Source organism: Caballeronia sp. AZ10_KS36 (genome assembly GCF_023631105.1).
Taxonomy (GTDB): Bacteria; Pseudomonadota; Gammaproteobacteria; order Burkholderiales; family Burkholderiaceae; genus Caballeronia.
The window spans coordinates 20,340-37,230 of sequence record NZ_JALQDQ010000008.1 but is presented as its reverse complement, the minus strand read 5'-3'; the positions used below and the strand labels follow the sequence as shown (position 1 = coordinate 37,230).

The 16,891-nt window shown below is 66.2% G+C and carries 13 protein-coding genes; 12 read left to right on the top strand and 1 reads right to left on the bottom strand.

Annotated elements, in window-relative coordinates; translation table 11 throughout:
• Positions 1 to 79 precede the first annotated feature (79 nt).
• Positions 80 to 3,193: a phosphoenolpyruvate carboxylase gene (ppc, locus tag NCR35_RS04735; protein ID WP_250533349.1), complete on the top strand. Its 3,114-nt coding sequence runs from the start codon at positions 80 to 82 to the stop codon at positions 3,191 to 3,193.
• A gap of 23 nt (positions 3,194 to 3,216) precedes the next feature.
• On the opposite strand, the gene NCR35_RS04730 is transcribed toward ppc, so the two are convergent.
• Positions 3,217 to 3,981, bottom strand: a complete 765-nt coding sequence (locus NCR35_RS04730; protein WP_250533348.1) for a class I SAM-dependent methyltransferase — start codon at positions 3,979 to 3,981, stop codon at positions 3,217 to 3,219.
• Between the two features lie 158 nt (positions 3,982 to 4,139).
• On the opposite strand from NCR35_RS04730, the gene NCR35_RS04725 reads away from it, so the two are divergent.
• From NCR35_RS04725 to NCR35_RS04675, 11 genes are all read left to right on the top strand, one after another.
• Positions 4,140 to 4,952 carry a helix-turn-helix transcriptional regulator gene (locus tag NCR35_RS04725; RefSeq protein WP_244848121.1) on the top strand — a complete coding sequence of 271 codons (813 nt, stop codon included), beginning with the start codon at positions 4,140 to 4,142 and terminating at the stop codon, positions 4,950 to 4,952.
• 54 nt (positions 4,953 to 5,006) lie between these two features.
• A complete protein-coding gene (gene argH / locus NCR35_RS04720; RefSeq protein ID WP_250533347.1) occupies positions 5,007 to 6,410 on the top strand; it encodes an argininosuccinate lyase in 1,404 nt (467 codons plus the stop codon).
• Positions 6,411 to 6,835: 425 nt separating this feature from the next.
• Positions 6,836 to 8,866: a glycosyl hydrolase family 18 protein gene (locus NCR35_RS04715; RefSeq protein WP_250533346.1), complete on the top strand. Its 2,031-nt coding sequence runs from the start codon at positions 6,836 to 6,838 to the stop codon at positions 8,864 to 8,866.
• Positions 8,867 to 8,950: 84 nt separating this feature from the next.
• Positions 8,951 to 9,478, top strand: coding sequence for a type II secretion system major pseudopilin GspG (gspG, locus tag NCR35_RS04710; RefSeq protein WP_350029182.1), 528 nt, complete (start codon positions 8,951 to 8,953; stop codon positions 9,476 to 9,478).
• Complete coding sequence (locus NCR35_RS04705; protein ID WP_250533345.1) at positions 9,432 to 10,637, top strand: type II secretion system F family protein; 1,206 nt, start codon at positions 9,432 to 9,434, stop codon at positions 10,635 to 10,637. The genes gspG and NCR35_RS04705 overlap by 47 nt, the downstream gene beginning before the upstream one ends.
• A gap of 4 nt (positions 10,638 to 10,641) precedes the next feature.
• On the top strand, positions 10,642 to 12,288 hold the full coding sequence (locus NCR35_RS04700; RefSeq protein ID WP_250533344.1) for a GspE/PulE family protein: 1,647 nt from the start codon (positions 10,642 to 10,644) through the stop codon (positions 12,286 to 12,288).
• 14 nt (positions 12,289 to 12,302) lie between these two features.
• Complete coding sequence (locus NCR35_RS04695; RefSeq protein ID WP_250533343.1) at positions 12,303 to 13,109, top strand: hypothetical protein; 807 nt, start codon at positions 12,303 to 12,305, stop codon at positions 13,107 to 13,109.
• The gene (locus NCR35_RS04690) at positions 13,106 to 13,840 is read left to right on the top strand and encodes a hypothetical protein (RefSeq protein WP_250533342.1); all 735 of its coding nucleotides are present in this window, start codon (positions 13,106 to 13,108) and stop codon (positions 13,838 to 13,840) included. The genes NCR35_RS04695 and NCR35_RS04690 overlap by 4 nt, the downstream gene beginning before the upstream one ends.
• Positions 13,837 to 14,358, top strand: a complete 522-nt coding sequence (locus NCR35_RS04685) for a hypothetical protein (RefSeq protein ID WP_250533341.1) — start codon at positions 13,837 to 13,839, stop codon at positions 14,356 to 14,358. Before NCR35_RS04690 ends, NCR35_RS04685 begins: the two co-directional genes overlap by 4 nt.
• Positions 14,355 to 14,936 carry a hypothetical protein gene (locus tag NCR35_RS04680; protein ID WP_250533340.1) on the top strand — a complete coding sequence of 194 codons (582 nt, stop codon included), beginning with the start codon at positions 14,355 to 14,357 and terminating at the stop codon, positions 14,934 to 14,936. Before NCR35_RS04685 ends, NCR35_RS04680 begins: the two co-directional genes overlap by 4 nt.
• The gene (locus NCR35_RS04675) at positions 14,933 to 16,891 is read left to right on the top strand and encodes a secretin GspD/PilQ domain-containing protein (protein ID WP_250533339.1); all 1,959 of its coding nucleotides are present in this window, start codon (positions 14,933 to 14,935) and stop codon (positions 16,889 to 16,891) included. Before NCR35_RS04680 ends, NCR35_RS04675 begins: the two co-directional genes overlap by 4 nt.

Genomic DNA, 16,891 nt, shown 5'->3' with positions numbered 1-16,891 from the left:
TCGCGCGGCGCCGCACAGGCCGCCGTTTCGCCGATGGTCCCTGGCTTCGCCTATCAGAGAGCAGAGAGAGGAACTCAACGTGACGTCTTCCGCATCGGCCCGCCCGGCGCGCCGCAACGCCGCATCGCCCGACTCATCCTCCGACACGTCCATCACGGCGCCGTCGCCTTCCATTCCGAAGACGCGGGCCGCAGGCGCCGCGAAAGCGTCCACGGCGGTGGTCGACGTCGAGGAGAAGCCGGGCGTCGAAGTGATGGCGAAAGCGCCGAAAGCGGAGAAGCCGTCGAAGAAGGCCAAGGCCGCTTCGGTCGCGGACGCGAGCGTCGCCGCTGAATCCCCGGAAGCCGATTCCGCCGACCGCGCAAAGCCCGCGAGCCGCGCCCGCGACGACAAAGACCGTCCGCTCTTCGAAGACATTCGCTTTCTCGGCCGCGTGCTGGGCGAAGTGCTGCGCGAGCAGGAAGGCGACGCCGTGTTCGACATGGTCGAAGCGATTCGTCAGACCGCCGTCAAGTTTCGCCGCGAGGACGACGTGGACGCCTCGCAGACGCTGGAAAAGCGCCTGCGTGCCTTGTCGCCGGAGCAGACGGTGTCCGTCGTGCGCGCGTTCAGCTATTTCTCGCATCTGGCGAACATCGCGGAAGACCGTCACCACAACCGCCGCCGCCGCATTCACGCGCTCGCGGGCTCGGCGCCGCAGCCGGGCACCATCGCCTATGCCATCGAGCGCATGCGCGAGCAGAAGAACGTCAGCGCGACGCGCAAGATGCTGCAGAACTTTTTCGACGACGCGCTGATCGTTCCGGTGCTCACTGCGCATCCGACCGAAGTGCAGCGCAAGAGCATCCTCGACGCGCAGCACGACATCGCGCGTCTGCTCGCCGAACGCGATCAGGAACTGACCGCCCGCGAACGCGCGCAGAACGAGTCGGTGCTGCGCGCGCGCGTGACCTCGCTCTGGCAGACGCGCATGCTGCGCGACGCGCGCCTGACTGTCGCCGATGAGATCGAAAACGCGCTCTCATACTATCGCGCGACCTTCCTCGCGGAGATTCCCGCGCTCTACGCCGACATCGAAGCCGCACTCGCCGAGCACGGCCTGCCCACGCGCCTGCCGCCGTTCTTGCAGATGGGAAGCTGGATCGGCGGCGACCGCGACGGCAACCCGAACGTCACGGCGGAAACGCTCGATGCCGCCATCACGCGGCAGGCGACCGTCATCTTCGAACACTATCTGGAAGAGGTGCACAAGCTCGGCGCGGAACTGTCGGTGTCCAATTTGCTTGCCGGAGCGAGCGATGCGCTGCTCGCGCTCGCCGATGCGTCGCCGGACCACTCGCCGCATCGCACGGACGAGCCGTACCGGCGCGCGCTGATCGGCATTTACACGCGGCTTGCGGCGAGCGCGCGCGTGCGGCTGGGCGAAGGCGTGGTGGCCGTGCGCAGCGCCGGGCGCGGCGCGGCCCCGATCCGCGCGACGCCGTATGCCGACGCCGCCGAGTTCACGCGCGATCTGAACGTACTGATCGAATCGCTTGCGCAGAACCACGGCGCGTCGCTGGCGGCGCAGCGCCTTTCGCCGCTCGCGCGGGCGTCGGAAGTGTTCGGCTTCCATCTCGCGAGCATCGACTTGCGGCAAAGCTCGGATATCCACGAAGCGGTCGTGGCCGAATTGCTCGCGCGCGGCGGCGTCGTGGCCGATTACGCGTCGCTCGACGAAGCGCAGAAGCGCGAAGTGCTGCTGAAGGAGCTCGGACAGCCGCGGCCGCTGCGCCTGCCCTACGCGCAATACTCGGATCTCGCGAAAAGCGAACTCGGCGTGCTGGAAGCGGCGCGGGAAATCCGCGAGAAGTTCGGCGCGCGGGCGGTGCGCAACTACATCATCTCGCACACGGAAACCGTCAGCGATCTGCTAGAAGTCATGCTGCTGCAAAAAGAAACCGGCGTGCTGCAAGGCTGTCTCGGCAGCAAGGACGACGCCGCGCGCGACGGCCTGATGGTCATTCCGCTCTTCGAAACCATCGCGGACTTGCGCAATGCGCCCGTCATCATGGGCGAGTTCTTCGCGCTGCCGGGCATCGACAAGCTGGTCGAGAATCAGGGCCAAGAGCAGGAAGTCATGCTCGGCTATTCGGACAGCAACAAGGACGGCGGCTTTCTGACGTCGAACTGGGAGTTGTATCGCGCGGAACTGGCGCTCGTTGCGCTGTTCAAGGAACGCAAGACGACGCTCAGGCTCTTTCACGGGCGCGGCGGCACGGTCGGGCGCGGGGGCGGTCCGACGTATCAGGCGATTCTTTCGCAGCCGCCCGGCACCGTCGACGGCCAGATTCGCCTGACGGAGCAAGGCGAAGTGATCGCGAGCAAGTTCGCGAACGCGGAAATCGGGCGGCGCAATCTGGAGACGGTCGTGGCCGCGACGCTCGAAGCAACGCTGTTGCCGCACGAGAACGCGCCCGCGCAACTGCCGCAGTTCGAAGCGACGATGCAGACGCTCTCGGATGCCGCGATGTCCGCGTATCGCGCGCTCGTCTACGAGACGCCCGGCTTCACCGACTATTTCTTCGCGTCGACGCCGATTGCCGAAATCGCGGAACTGAACATCGGCAGCCGGCCGGCGTCGCGCAAGCTGCAAGACCCGAAGCATCGGAAGATCGAGGATTTGCGCGCCATTCCGTGGGGCTTCTCGTGGGGCCAGTGCCGGCTGCTCTTGACCGGCTGGTACGGCTTCGGCAGCGCGGTGACCGCTTATCTCGACGAAGCCGGATCGGATGCCGAGCGCAGCCGGCGTCTTGCCGCGCTTCGCAAGATGCACAAGACCTGGCCGTTCTTCAAGAACCTGCTGTCGAACATGGACATGGTGCTCGCGAAGACCGATCTCGCGGTGGCGTCGCGTTACGCGCAGCTCGTCAGCGACAAGAAGCTGCGCAAGCTCGTGTTCGACAAGATTGTCGCGGAACACGAGCGCACCTGTCGCGTGCTCACCGAGATTACCGGCCGAAGCGAGCGGCTTTCCGACAACCCGCTGCTCGCGCGTTCGATCAAGAACCGCTTTCCGTACCTCGATCCGCTGAATCACTTGCAGGTGGAACTGCTGAAGCGCCACCGCGCGGGCGATCAGAACGTGCGGCTGCGGCGCGGGATTCATTTGACCATCAACGGAATCGCGGCCGGGCTGCGCAATACCGGCTGACGCTTTCCGCGAGGCAAAGCGGCTTATTCGCGCCGCTTTGCCTCGATCATCAACGCGTCCAGCTCGAACGAAAAGTCCTCCTTCACGCCGAAGTACTGGCGCACTTCCTCGGGCGCGTTCTTCCACATCGATCTGATCGCCGTCACGCGCTCGGCCGGCGTGCGCATGCGCGTCACCCATGCGTCGAACTCCAGCGGAAGGCGCCAGCGTTCGGTCACGCGCGCGTCGAAGCCGGCTGCGTCGAGCATCGCGATCCATTCGTCCGCGCGATAGTCGCGGATATGCGATGCGTCGCGCAGCACTTCGATCGCCTGAATGTGCGTGTCGAAAAGCGGATCGTCGATGCCCGCGATGTCGATGAACTTGAGCCGCCCGCCCGGCTTCAGCACGCGATGCACTTCGGCGAGCGCCTTTCGCACGTCGCGCCAGTGGTGCGCGCTCATGCGGCTGATCGCCCAGTCGAACGAGGCGTCGTCGAACGGCAGCGTTTCGGCCGCGCCCTGCTGCGTGCGGATGGTGGTCAGCCCGCGCTCCTTCGCGGCGTCTTCGACGGTGGCGAGCATCTGCGGCGCGATGTCGTAGGCCACGACTTGCTTCACATGCGGCGCGACCGCAAAGCTCGCGTGACCCGCGCCGCAGCCCATGTCCAGCACGGTCGCGTTGCCGCACGTCGCGGCGAAGGTCGCGGCGAGGTTCTGCAAATCGGCGCCGGTCGCGTGGACCTGACTCGTGAGATACGCGGCGGCAGTGCTGCCGAAGGCGTCGGCGACCTGTTCGTGGTGTTTCATCGTGACTCCGCATGGTGAGCGTGTTGTGCATCGGATTCCGGTCGCCGCAGCGCCGGCCTGTCGATACAATAGAGCCCGCCTTGTACCGGTACAAGTTGACTGGTTATCCTGGTATCCGAACCACCCGTCGCGCGCCGACGTTTGAGTCCGAAGTCCGCATGAACCGAACCGAAAACAAGCCCGCCGAACCGCTCGCTGATACGCCCGCGCGCGCGCTCGGCGAATTCATCCGCACGCATCGCGAACGTCTGTCGCCGCTCGCGGTCGGTTTGCCGCCGGGTCCGCGCCGCCGCACGCCGGGCCTGCGCCGCGAGGAAGTCGCGCAACTGTGCGGCGTGAGCCCGACCTGGTACACGTGGATCGAGCAGGGCCGGCCGGTTTCCGCTTCCGCCGAAGCGCTGGCGCGCATCGCCGTCGCGCTGCAACTGTCGCGCGCCGAACGCGCGTATCTCTTCGAACTCGCCGCACAGCGCGATCCCGCCGAGCCCGATCCCGCCGCGCAGGACGTCCCCGCCGCGCTGTTGCAGACGGTCGGGCTGATCGGCGCGCCCGCCTACGTGCTCGACCGTCAGTGGAACGCGCTGCGCTGGAACGCGCCGGCGGCGGACCTCTTCGTCGGCTGGCTCGACGGCGAGCACGACCGCAATCTCTTGACCTACACGTTCACGTCGCCGGCGGCGCGAACGCTGATCGTCGACTGGGAAACGCGCGCGCGGCGCCTCGCCGCCGAATTTCGCGCCGATTCCATCCGCCATCTGAACGATCCGCCGACGCGCGCATTGATCGACGCGCTGAGCGCCGCAAGCGATGCATTCGCGCGCTACTGGGCCTCGCAAGACGTGTTCGAGCGCGAAGGCGGCGAGCGCGCGTTCGATCATCCGTCGCGCGGGCGCGTGGTGTTCAATCAGATCACGTTCAAGCCGGCGCATCGCGAAGACCTGAAGCTCGTGATTCTGGTCGGGGACGCGTAGCCCCGAATGTTAAAATTCTCGTCTTTCTGACGCCTCGAACGCCGAAAACACACCATGACGTCCCAACTTCACAAAAAAGGCGAAGCCTGGTCGGCTCGCTTCTCCGAGCCGATGTCGGAGCTCGTCAAACGCTATACGTCGTCGGTGTTCTTCGACAAGCGGCTCGCGCTCGTCGACATTCAGGGATCGCTCGCGCATGCGTCCATGCTCGCGGCGCAGAAGATCATCGGCGCGGACGACCTCGCGGCCATCGAGCGCGGCATGGCGCAGATCAAGGGCGAGATCGAGCGCGGCGAGTTCGAGTGGAAGCTGGATCTGGAAGACGTGCACCTGAACATCGAGGCGCGGCTCACCGCGCTGATCGGCGATGCGGGCAAACGGCTGCATACCGGCCGCTCGCGCAACGATCAGGTCGCGACCGACATCCGCCTGTGGCTGCGCGGCGAGATCGACCGCATCGGCGACTTGCTGAAGGACCTGCGTCTCGCGCTCATCGACATGGCGGAGAAGCACGCGGACACCATCATGCCCGGCTTCACGCATCTGCAAGTGGCGCAGCCGGTGACGTTCGGGCATCACCTGCTCGCGTACGTCGAAATGTTCACGCGCGATGCCGAACGCATGCGCGATTGCCGCCGTCGCGTGAACCGGCTGCCGCTCGGCGCGGCGGCGCTCGCGGGCACGAGTTATCCGATCGACCGTCACGCGGTGGCGGCCTCGCTCGGCTTCGACGGCATCTGCGCCAATTCGCTCGATGCCGTCTCCGACCGCGATTTTGCGATCGAATTCACGGCGGCGGCCGCGCTCATCATGACGCACGTCTCGCGCTTCTCCGAAGAACTCGTGCTGTGGATGAGCCCGCGCGTCGGCTTCATCGACCTGGCGGACCGCTTCTGCACCGGTTCGTCGATCATGCCGCAGAAGAAGAACCCCGACGTGCCCGAACTGGCGCGCGGCAAGACGGGCCGCGTGAACGGGCATCTGATGGCGCTGCTCACGCTGATGAAAGGTCAGCCGCTCGCGTACAACAAGGACAATCAGGAAGACAAGGAACCGCTCTTCGACACGGTCGATACGGTCGCCGACACGCTGCGCATCTTCGCCGAAATGGCTGCGGGCATCACGGTGAAGCCGCAGGCGATGCGCGCGGCGGCCCTGCAAGGCTTCGCAACCGCCACCGATCTCGCGGACTATCTCGTGAAGCGCGGCCTGCCCTTCCGCGATGCGCACGAAGCCGTGGCGCACGCGGTGCGCATCTGCGACGAGCGCGGCTGCGATATCGCGGATCTCTCGCTGGACGCGATGCGCATCGAACTGCCGAACGTCGCGCATCTGATCGGCGAGGACGTGTTCGACTATCTGACGCTCGAAGGCTCGGTCGCGAGCCGCAATCATCCGGGCGGCACCGCGCCGGATCAGGTGCGCGCCGCGGCCAAGGCGGCACGCGAGGCGCTCTGAAAGCCATCTTCGGCGCATCTGAATGACCCGCACGACCCGCATCATGCGGGTCATTTTTTTGCGGCATTCGCGTAACGAAACCATCATTGCATTGCGCAGGATTGCGTTCACGTCTTCCATCGACGTCGAACCGCATGATGAGCCCGCATGAAACGCCTTCGGCAACGACGGCTTCCACACTCACTCATCCGTGCCCTCCCCGAAACATCGATTCGAGAAACGGATGCGCCCTTCGTAGCGCGTCGACCCTCGAAATCGAATTCTTGCGATGCCTGTTCTTCTTTTGCAACTTGCTTCGCATGGGTCGTTGGGCTATCAATACATCCGCATGACCTCGCGCTGGCGATCCGCTTATCACGTCGAACGCCACGGCTAACTCAAAGATCGAAACGCACAACGCACAACAAAGTGACGGAGCCGTTTTCATGAATCGACTTGGTAAGCAATCCAAAGTTTTGCCGCTCGTTTTGGCCGCGATCGTCGCGTATTCGACATCCGCATCGGCCGCCGAGTGGCAGGAAGGCGCGACCTACACGGCAGGCACGACCGTCACATACAACGGCCACACATATCAGGCGCTGCAGACGCACACGGCCTATGCGGGCGCGGGATGGACGCCCTCTTCGACGCCGACGTTGTGGAAAGATCTCGGGGCGTCGGGCGGAACGCCATCGCCGGCTCCAGCGCCCGCGCCGGCTCCCGCGCCGACGCCGACGCCGACGCCGACACCCACACCCACGCCCGCACCGACGCCCACTGCGTGCTTCACGGCGTGGTCGGCAACGCAGGTCTATGCGAACGCGGGCAGCCGCGTGACGTACAACGGGCGCAATTTTCAAAACAAGTGGTGGACGCAAGGCGAGAATCCTGCGCAATCGGGGCAATACGGCGTGTGGCAGGACATCGGCGCATGCTCTGGCGGGCCGACGCCGGCTCCTGCTCCTGCTCCTACGCCGACTCCAACACCAACGCCAACACCGACGCCAACACCAACACCAACGCCAACGCCAACGCCAACGCCAACGCCAACGCCAACACCAACACCGACACCAACGCCAACACCGACGCCGACGCCGACGCCAACGCCGACGCCCACGCCAACACCGTCCCCCGCGCCCGTCGGCGGTCGGGAAATCGGCGGCTATTTTGCCCAGTGGGGCATCTACGATCGCAATTACAAGGTGAAGGACGTCGACGCGACCGGTTCGGCCAGACTGCTCACCTTCATCAATTACGCATTCGGCAACATCTATCAGAAGAACGGCGGTTACGAATGCGGCATCGTCAACAAGGCGGAGCCGGGCGCGACCAACCCGAGCGCGCCGGATGCAGGCACCGGCGGCGATGCATGGGCCGACTACCAAAAAGGCTTCTCCGCGAACGAAGCCGTCAGCGGTCAGGCCGATGCCTGGGACTTCCCGCAAAACGATCCGCGTTACGGCAGCGGCAAGGCCGGACCGCTCAAGGGCAACTTCAACCAGTTCAAACAGTTGAAGGCCAAATATCCGAACCTCAAGGTCATCATTTCGATCGGCGGATGGACGTGGTCGAAGTGGTTCGGCAAGGCCGCATCGACGGATGCAATGCGCAAGCAACTGGTCGCATCGTGCATCGATGTCTACATCAAGGGCAATCTGCCGTTCGACTCGGGCTCGAACGCGGGCGGCGAAGGCGTCGGCGCGAACGTGTTCGACGGCATCGATATCGACTGGGAATTTCCCGGCGGCGGCGGCCAGCCGTACAACGTCGTCGATCCGAACGACAAGAAGAACTACACCCTGTTGCTCGCCGAGTTCCGCAAGCAACTGGATGCAATCGGCTCGCAAAACGGCAAGCACTACTACCTGACTGTCGCCATCGGCGCGGGCGGCGACAAGATCGCCATGACCGAGCCGGCTGAATACAGCAAGTCGCTCGACTGGATCAACATCATGTCGTACGACTTCCACGGCGGCTGGGAAGCGAACGGGCCAACGGACTTCCAGGCGCCGCTCTTCGGCGACCCCGACAGCCCGAACTACAAGGCAGGTCAATACGCGCCGACCTACAACGTCGACGGCGCGGTGAAGGCGCTGCTCAACGCGGGCGTGCCGGCGACGAAGATCGTCGTGGGCATCCCGTTCTACGGACGCGGCTGGTCCGGCGTGAGCGCGGGCCCGAGCGGCAACGGTCTCTATCAGAAGGCGACCAAGCCCGCGCCCGGCAAGTACGAGGAAGGCATCGAGGACTACCGCATCCTCAAGAGCGCAGCGGGCACGCTGTACGAGCATCCGGTCGCGAAGACGTCCTACAAGTTCGACGGCAACAACTGGTGGTCCTATGACTCGCCGGCCGCCGTGCGCCTCAAGATGGACTACGTCAAGGCGCAAAGCCTGCGCGGTTCCTTCGCCTGGGAACTGGACGGCGACGGCCCGAGCGCCGAGCTTCTGAAAATCATGAGCGACGGACTCAAGTGATTCGTGAACGGAAGCGCGCGTGTCGCATGACGTGACGCGGCGACCGCGCGCATGGCGACGTATCGAAATCTGGCGGGAGCAGCCATGCACCGACTCTCACTCAAAGCCGCATGCGCGACGGCGGCGGCTTCACGCGCGCGGCTCGCCCGCCGCGCAATCAGTTGGCGGCAACGCGGATTCACGTTGCTGGAACTGCTCGTGGTGTTGCTCATCATCGCGCTGCTGGCGGGTTATGTCGGGCCGAAGCTCTTCGGCGAAGTGGGCAAGGCGCGCAGCAAGACGGCCGCCTCGCAAATGAAGGGCATCGGAAGCGCGCTCGATCGATACCGGCTCGACACGGGACACTTTCCGGGCACGGACGCCGGCCTCGCGGCACTCATGACCAACGTGGGCAACGCGAGCGGATGGGAAGGCCCGTACATGAGCAGCGCGATTCCGAACGACCCGTGGGGCAAGCCCTATATCTATCGCTCGCCAGGCGAAGGCGGCAAGGACTACGACCTGATGACCTACGGCGCCGACGGCAAGCCCGCGGCTCGGGCGAGGACGCGGATATCGTCAACAAATGACGAGCGCACCGGTCATCATGCGATATCGCGCCCGGGTGGATAGCGAAAGCGGCCCGCAGGATCTCGAACTCGACGCCGACGACGAAGCGCAGTTGCGCATGCGGCTCGCGGAGATGGGCCTCTCGCTCGTCGACGCGGCGCCGCTCGACGCGAAAAAGCGCGGGTTTTCGCTACGCAAGCCGGTGTTCGAGCGCGGGCTCTTCACGCAGGAACTCATTGCGCTGCTCGAAGCGGGACTCAGCCTCGTCGAGACTGTGGAAACGCTGCGCGACAAGAGCAAGGAAGGCTTGAACCGGACCGTGCTGCAAGGCATCGTCGCGGCGCTGTACGAAGGCGAGCCGCTCTCGCGCGCGCTCGAACGTCAGCCCGAACACTTTCCGCCGCTGTATGTGGCGACGGTGGCATCGGCGGAGCAGACCGGGCATCTGGCCGAGGCGCTCAAACGCTATCACCATTACGACGCGCGGCTCTCGACGGTGCGCAAGAAAGTCGTGTCGTCGATGGTCTACCCGTCGATCGTCATCGGCACGGGCGCCATGATCATCCTGTTCATGGCGTTCTACGTGATCCCCAAGTTCAGCCAGGTTTTCGCGACGATGAAGGACATGCCCTTCACCGTCCGCATGATGCTCGCGTGGGGCAATCTGGTGGAGGCGCACGGCGGCGTGCTGCTCGCGGCGCTCTTCGCGGCGCTTGCCGGCGCGGCCCTGTCGCTGCGCAGCGCGAAGGTCCGCGAGCGGCTGATGTCGGCGTTCTTCCGCTTGCCGAAGCTCGCGGACTACCAGCGCCTCTTCGGCCTTACGCGCTTTTATCGCACGCTCGGGCTGCTGCTCGCAGGCGGCATGTCGATGGTGACATCGCTCGAACTGGCCGCGCAGGTCTTGCCCGCGCATCTGCGAAGCGCATTGTCCGAGGCGCTCGACGAGATTCGCGCAGGCAAGCCGCTTTCCGGCGCGCTGCCCGCAGCGAACCTGACGACGCCGGTCGCCGAGCGGCTCATCCGCGTCGGCGAACAGAGCGGCGAACTCGCCGACATGGTGACGCGCTCCGCCGAGTTCTGCGACGAGGAACTCGACCGCGCCATCGACACGCTCATGCGCATAGTCGAACCGGTGCTGATGCTCGCGGTGGGCGGCATCGTCGGAACCATCATCTTCTTGCTGTACATGCCGATCTTCCAACTGGCCGGCGCGGTGGGGTGACAACATGAACGAAGCCGTCAGCGCACCGGCTCGCCGGCGTCAGCAACAGGTCTGGGACGACGCCGGCCACGATCCCGCCGCCTATCTCGATACGGTCGCGAGCATGCTTCACTTGCGCGCATTCGACGCCGCCGCGCTCGAAACGCTCGAACCGCGCTTCGACCTGCTCTCCTTCGGCGACGCCGCCTCGCGCAAGTGCCTGCTCGCCGCCGATTCCAGCCGGACGGAAGCCAAACTCTGGCTCCTGCTCGCCGATCCCTTCGACCCGCTCTTGCGCGCCTGGGCGATGAACCGCGTCAAGAAGCCGTTCGCCTTCGGGATCTGCGTGCCGTCGGAGTTGATGGCGTTCCTCGCGCTGCACGAGTCGGCGCACCAGGCGCTCATGCAGATCAATGTCGAAGGCCAGTCGGCGGCGATCGCCGATGCGGGCGTCGAAATCACGCTGGCGACGCTCGCCGCCGACTCGCATCCGGTCATACGGCTCGTCAATTCGTCGCTATACGACGCGCTCAAGGCTCGCGCATCGGATATTCATATCGAAAGCACGGCGACGGGACTCGTCATCAAGTACCGCATCGACGGCGTGTTGCAGGAAACCGCGAGCGCGAACGGCATCGACACGGCGGAACAAGTGCTCTCGCGCCTGAAGGTGATGGCGGATCTCGACATCGGCGAGCGGCGCATTCCGCAGGACGGGCGCTTCAAGGCGATCATCAGCCAGCGCGAGATCGATTTCCGCGTGTCCATCATGCCGTCGATCCACGGCGAGGATGCCGTCCTGCGCGTGCTCGACAAACAGCGCGGCGAAGCGACGACGAGCGCGCTGCGGCTCGATTCGATCGGCCACGAGCCGGAGATCGTCCACGCGATCCGCAAGATCGCGCACGAGCCGTACGGCCTTCTGCTCGTGACGGGACCGACAGGCTCCGGCAAATCGACGACGCTCTACGCCACGCTCACCGAGATCAACACCGGCGACGAGAAGATCATCACCATCGAAGATCCGGTCGAGTACGAACTCGCGGGCGTGCTGCAGATCCCGATCAACGACAAGAAAGGACTGACCTTCGCACGCGGGCTGCGCTCGATCCTGCGCCACGATCCCGACAAGATCCTCGTCGGCGAGATTCGCGACGGCGAGACCGCGAACATCGCGGTGCAGGCGGCGCTCACGGGCCACCTCGTGCTCACCTCCGTGCACGCGAACAACGTGTTCTCCGTGCTCGACCGGTTTCTGCACATGGGCGTCGACATGCACAGTTTCGTCGATGCCCTGCTCGGCGCGGTCGCGCAACGGTTGATGCGCAAGAACTGCCCGCACTGCGTGCGCGACGACGATCCGCCCGACGACGCCATGCTGCGCGCCTCGGCGCTTTCGCGCGAGCAGGTGGCGAACTGGCGCTTCAGGCGCGGCGCGGGCTGCGAGATGTGCCGGCGCACCGGTTATCTGGGGCGTCAGCCGATTGCCGAAGTGCTGCGTCTGAACGATGCGATCAAGCAGTGCTTCGTCGAGCGGCGCCCGATCATGGAACTGAAACAACTGGCCTACGACAGCGGCTTCGTGCCGATCCGGCAGATCGCGCTGCGCGCGGTGGCCGACGGGCGCACGACGCTCGCCGAAGTCAATCGCGTCACCATCGTCGAAAACTAGGCGCAAGGCGCACGATGTCGCGTTTCTCCGATCACATCGACTCTCTGCGCGCGAAGGCGGCGGCATCGGCCAGCGCCGCGTCCGGCCTTGTCAGCCGCACGACGATCCTGCTCGAAGGCGCGCGCGCACGCGTGCCCGGCACGGCGCGCATCGCCGGTTCGTTTTCGCCCGGCGATGTCGCGGCGGCGCTCAAGGCCATCGAAACGCTCGCGCCGAAGCCGTCGCGTCTCGGTCTGCATGCGCTGCGGGTGGTGGCCGGCGCGCCTTTCGCCCGCTATCACGCGCTGCCGTGGCAGCCGCTCGCGAAGCCGCAGGACTGGATTGCCGCCGCACGCGTGCAGTCGTTGCAGACCGGCGCGGGCAGCGAGACATCGCGCTTTGCCGCGACCGACGGCAACTGGCGATGCCCACGCCTCGTCGCCGCGATGCCGGAGGCGTTGTGCGCGGGCATCGAAAAGATGTGCAAGACACGCAGGCTGATGCTGAGCGGCATCGAGCCGGCTTACACGTTCGCGCTGCAACAGCACGCGGCGCGGATTCGCGACGGTTCCATCGCCATCGTCGCGCTGGAGACCGTGGACGAAGGCGCGGCCGTCGCGCAAATCGGACTGCGAAACGGCGGCGGCTGGACGGGCTTTATCGCGCTGCCGGTGGCAGGCACGCTCGACGACGTGCTGCGCGATGCCTTCGTGCTCTGCGCCGACCAGGGCGCGCCGTCGCCCGCGCGCCGCTACGTGATCGGCCCGGGCGACGGCGCGCGCTGGTCGGCAGAGGCGCCGGGCATCGAATGGCTTGGCGCTCCCTGGGACGAAGCGACATGAAAGCGCCGCGCATCGATTTGCATCGCGCGAATCGTCCAGGCGCGGCGGCGGGGCTCGCCGCGCTCGTCGCGGGCGTCGCCGCGGTGATCGCGGCGATGCAGGTCCGCGATGCGCTCCACGCGAAAGGCGAGGCGCTGGACGAGCGCGAGTCCGTCATCGCGAGAAAGGAGGCGCATTTTGCGCGCATCAGCAACGCGCATCGCGGCGGCAGCGACGCGCGCAGCGCCGCGCTGATGGCGCAGCAACGCTACGCGGCCGAGCCGGCGCGCGATCTGATCGAAGCGGGATGGCATCCGAATATCGCCTTTCTGACGATCGATATCGTCACGGCATCGCGGCAGATCAACATGCAGTTCGAGACGCGCTCGGTGCAGGAGGCGATTTCTTACGCCGACTGGTTTCAGGCGCAGCCGCAAACCGAAAGCGTGACGCTCAAGCGGCAGACGGAAAAGCCGGGGCCGCCGGCGCCGTCGGTGCAAACGTCGTTGCAGGTGACGTGGAAGGCTTTCGCCAGCGCGCCCGCGCGGGGGGCGGCGGCGGCGGCTACTGCCTCGGCGACGGCGGCTGCCTCGTCGACTGCCTCGTCGACTGATGCGCCAGCTTCCGCGCCGCCGACTGCCGCGCCGACACCCGCTTCGACGGCCCCGCCAGCTCCCGCCTCACCCACGCCTGCGCGAACCCCGCCCGCCCCGCCGACGCCCACCGGCCACGCATCCGGAGGCCGCCGATGAACCGCTGGACGTGGGAACTGCGCCGTTTGAGGTGGCGTCTCGGGACGTTCGGGCTGATCGCGCTGCTGCTCATAGGCGGCGCGGCCGTGATCGCGCTGGCGGACATCGTGCCGCTGCGCCGCGACATCGCCGCGCGCGAAGCCGAGCTCGACGCGCGCGCCGCGAAGCTCACGCAACCGCCGCCGTCGTCGCCCGATGAGGCGGTCGCCCCCGTCAGCGCCGAACAACGATATTTCGTATTCCTTCACAGCATGCACGCCATCGCCGCGAAGAACGGCCTGACCATCCCGCAGGTCACGTATCAGCTCGCCGCGCAAGACAAGGATTCGTCGCTGCGCCGATATATCGTGGAGGCGACGTTCACGAGCCGCTATCTTCCGCTGCGCAACTTCGTCTTCGAGATGCGAACCTTGCCGGGCACGCGCTGGGAGCGCGTCACGATCTCGCGGCCGAACATCGGCGCGACGGATCTGGAAGTGCGCCTGCAATGCGCGTTCGTCGTGGAAGCGTCGAAATGAAAGCCCTCGACACGCGCGCGCTGAAAGTGTCGAGGCCGTTTTTGCTGCTCCTCGCGCTGACGCTCGGGCTGATCGCATTCGTGTACTTCCGGGGCGAAACGCAGGACGCCGCGCCGGCCGTGGACACAACGACGCCATCGACGCCATCCGCGCCCGGTGCAGCCGCGCCGCAGCCCCCCGCCAGCGCGCCCGATACGCCCGCGCCCGAAACCGTCGCGAATGCCGCGAGCGCGCCCGTCGATCTGTTTCCGAGCCAGAACTGGCAACCGCCGCCGCCCCCGCCGCCGCCACCGCCGCCGCCCGGCTCGGTCAAGCCGCCCCCGCCGCCGGAGCCGCCGCCGCTGCCCTTTGCCGTGCGCTCGCTGTGGCTCGATTCGCGTGGCGCGTTCTACATCGTGCTGTCCGGCACCGGACGCGAGTTCCGGCTCTGCGCGAGTTGCCAGAACAAAGGCTTCCTGCACCCGGGCGACACGATCCTCAACGCCTACCGGATCGACGAAATCGACCGCAAGCACGTCCGCTTCACGTACCTGCCGCTCAAGCGCCAGCAAACGCTGCCAATCGGGGGAATCCAATGATCCGGCTGAAAGACGTGGCCGTGTGGCTGCTGCTGCCGCTTCTGAGTTCGTGCGCGGGCGAACTGCATCGACAGGACCTGCAAAACCGGCTCGCCGGCATGCCGCCCGACGCGCAACTGGACCTGCTCGCGCAGCAGAGCGCGGAGTATCCCGACGATCTGGAGATCAAAAGCTGGTACATGAGCCTGCGACGCCGGCTGTCGGTGGAGTATCTGCAACGCGCGACGGTCGCGTATCGCGCGGGCGACTCCGCGCAGGCACTCGCGTGGGCGCGCCGCGCGCAAGCCGCCGCGCCCGGCGACGACCAGCCGCGCGAGCTGATCGAGTGGATCAACCGGCAAGCCGCCATCGACGGCGCGCTGCAATACGCCGAATCGATCCGGGTGGACCAGCCGCAAGCGGCGCTTGCCATCGCCACGGACGCGCTCGCGAAGCAGCCCGAAAACGCCCGCGCCGCGCGTCTGCGCGACGAGCTGCTCACGCCGAAAGCCGCCGATCTCGCGCCCCGACTGAACAAGGACATGGATCAGCCCATCACCGTGCAGTTTCGCGACCAGCCGCTCATCAGCATTTTCGAACTGATGTCGAACATCACGGGGCTGAATTTCAGTTTCGATCGCGACGTGCAGTCGGGCGCGCCGACCACCATCTACGCCAGCAACACGCCGGTCAAACAAGTGCTGACCATGGTGCTTCAGGCCAATCAGCTTTCGAGCAAGGTCGTGGGCGACAACGCCATCCTCATCTATCCGAAGCGGCCGGACAAGGAAACCGAGTACCGCGATCTCGTCGTTCGCACGTTCTATCTCACGAACTCGTCGGCGGCGCAGGTGCTCGGCGTGCTCAAGCAGATGGTCAAGACGCGCGACGCCGTGCTGGACGAGCGCACCAACGCCATCGTCATGCGCGACGCGCCGGAAACGCTGAAGGTGGCGGAGCGCATCATCCGCGCGCTGGACGTGACGCCCGCCGAAGTCGTCATCGATGCGCAGATTCTCGAAGTGTCGTCGTCCGATCTGCTGCATCTGGGCATTCAGTATCCGGACAACATCGTGTTCGGATTGCAGTCCGGCACCGCAGCCGATCAGACCACGCTGCCGCCGAACACCGTCACGCTCCAGCAATTGCGCAACCTCAACAGCAGCGACGTGCTCGTGCGTATCGGGCCGGTGGGCATCGACTTCCTCCAGACGCAGGGCAAGACGCGGACGCTCGCGAACCCGAGCATCCGCGTGAGAAACCGCGAGAAGGCGAAGGTGCTGATCGGCGACCGGCTGCCTGTCGTGACGACCACGCTGTCGAGCAATTTCAGTTCCGAGAGCGTCAACTATCAGGACGTCGGGCTGTCGCTGGAAGTCGCGCCGGTCATCGTCAACAACGACGAAGTGCAGGTGAAGCTGCACATGGAAGTGTCGAACGTGACCGACACGATCACGACATCGACGGGACTCGTCGCGTATCAGATCGGCACGCGCACGGCGGACACTGTGATGAGCGTGCGCAACAACGAAACGCAGATGCTCGCCGGCCTGCTCCAGCGCAACGAGCGCGCAGCCGCGAGCGGCCTGCCGGGACTCAGCCGCCTTCCGCTGCTCGATCGCATTTTCGGCGACCGCACCAACGACGCCCACGAAACCGAACTCGTGCTCTTGCTGACGCCGCGCATCGTGCGTAGTCAGGCGATGCCCGCGGGCAACGTCGTGCAGTTCGATTCGGGCACGGAAAGCCGCATCACCACCGAACGCGACGTGGTCGGCGGAAACCAGGCCGCGCGCCTGCCGCCTCCGGCCGCGCCGCAGACATCCGCGCCGCCGCCTCAGCAGCCTCAGCAGCCTCAGCAGCCGCCGCAGCCGCCCGCGCCGCCAGAGCCGGTGGGCGCGTTGCCGCCGCCGCTGCCGTCGTCACGCATGTCGCCGGCTGCCGCGCCCAATGGGCCGCCGCGCACGCAGCCCTGA

Coding starts and splice junctions, on each gene's coding strand:
- NCR35_RS04730 (WP_250533348.1), bottom strand. CDS start 3,981: ATGAAACACCACGAACAGGTCGCCGACGCCTTCGGCAGCACTGCCGCC.
- NCR35_RS04725 (WP_244848121.1), top strand. CDS start 4,140: ATGAACCGAACCGAAAACAAGCCCGCCGAACCGCTCGCTGATACGCCC.
- argH (WP_250533347.1), top strand. CDS start 5,007: ATGACGTCCCAACTTCACAAAAAAGGCGAAGCCTGGTCGGCTCGCTTC.
- NCR35_RS04715 (WP_250533346.1), top strand. CDS start 6,836: ATGAATCGACTTGGTAAGCAATCCAAAGTTTTGCCGCTCGTTTTGGCC.
- gspG (WP_350029182.1), top strand. CDS start 8,951: ATGCACCGACTCTCACTCAAAGCCGCATGCGCGACGGCGGCGGCTTCA.
- NCR35_RS04705 (WP_250533345.1), top strand. CDS start 9,432: ATGACGAGCGCACCGGTCATCATGCGATATCGCGCCCGGGTGGATAGC.
- NCR35_RS04700 (WP_250533344.1), top strand. CDS start 10,642: ATGAACGAAGCCGTCAGCGCACCGGCTCGCCGGCGTCAGCAACAGGTC.
- NCR35_RS04695 (WP_250533343.1), top strand. CDS start 12,303: ATGTCGCGTTTCTCCGATCACATCGACTCTCTGCGCGCGAAGGCGGCG.
- NCR35_RS04690 (WP_250533342.1), top strand. CDS start 13,106: ATGAAAGCGCCGCGCATCGATTTGCATCGCGCGAATCGTCCAGGCGCG.
- NCR35_RS04685 (WP_250533341.1), top strand. CDS start 13,837: ATGAACCGCTGGACGTGGGAACTGCGCCGTTTGAGGTGGCGTCTCGGG.
- NCR35_RS04680 (WP_250533340.1), top strand. CDS start 14,355: ATGAAAGCCCTCGACACGCGCGCGCTGAAAGTGTCGAGGCCGTTTTTG.
- NCR35_RS04675 (WP_250533339.1), top strand. CDS start 14,933: ATGATCCGGCTGAAAGACGTGGCCGTGTGGCTGCTGCTGCCGCTTCTG.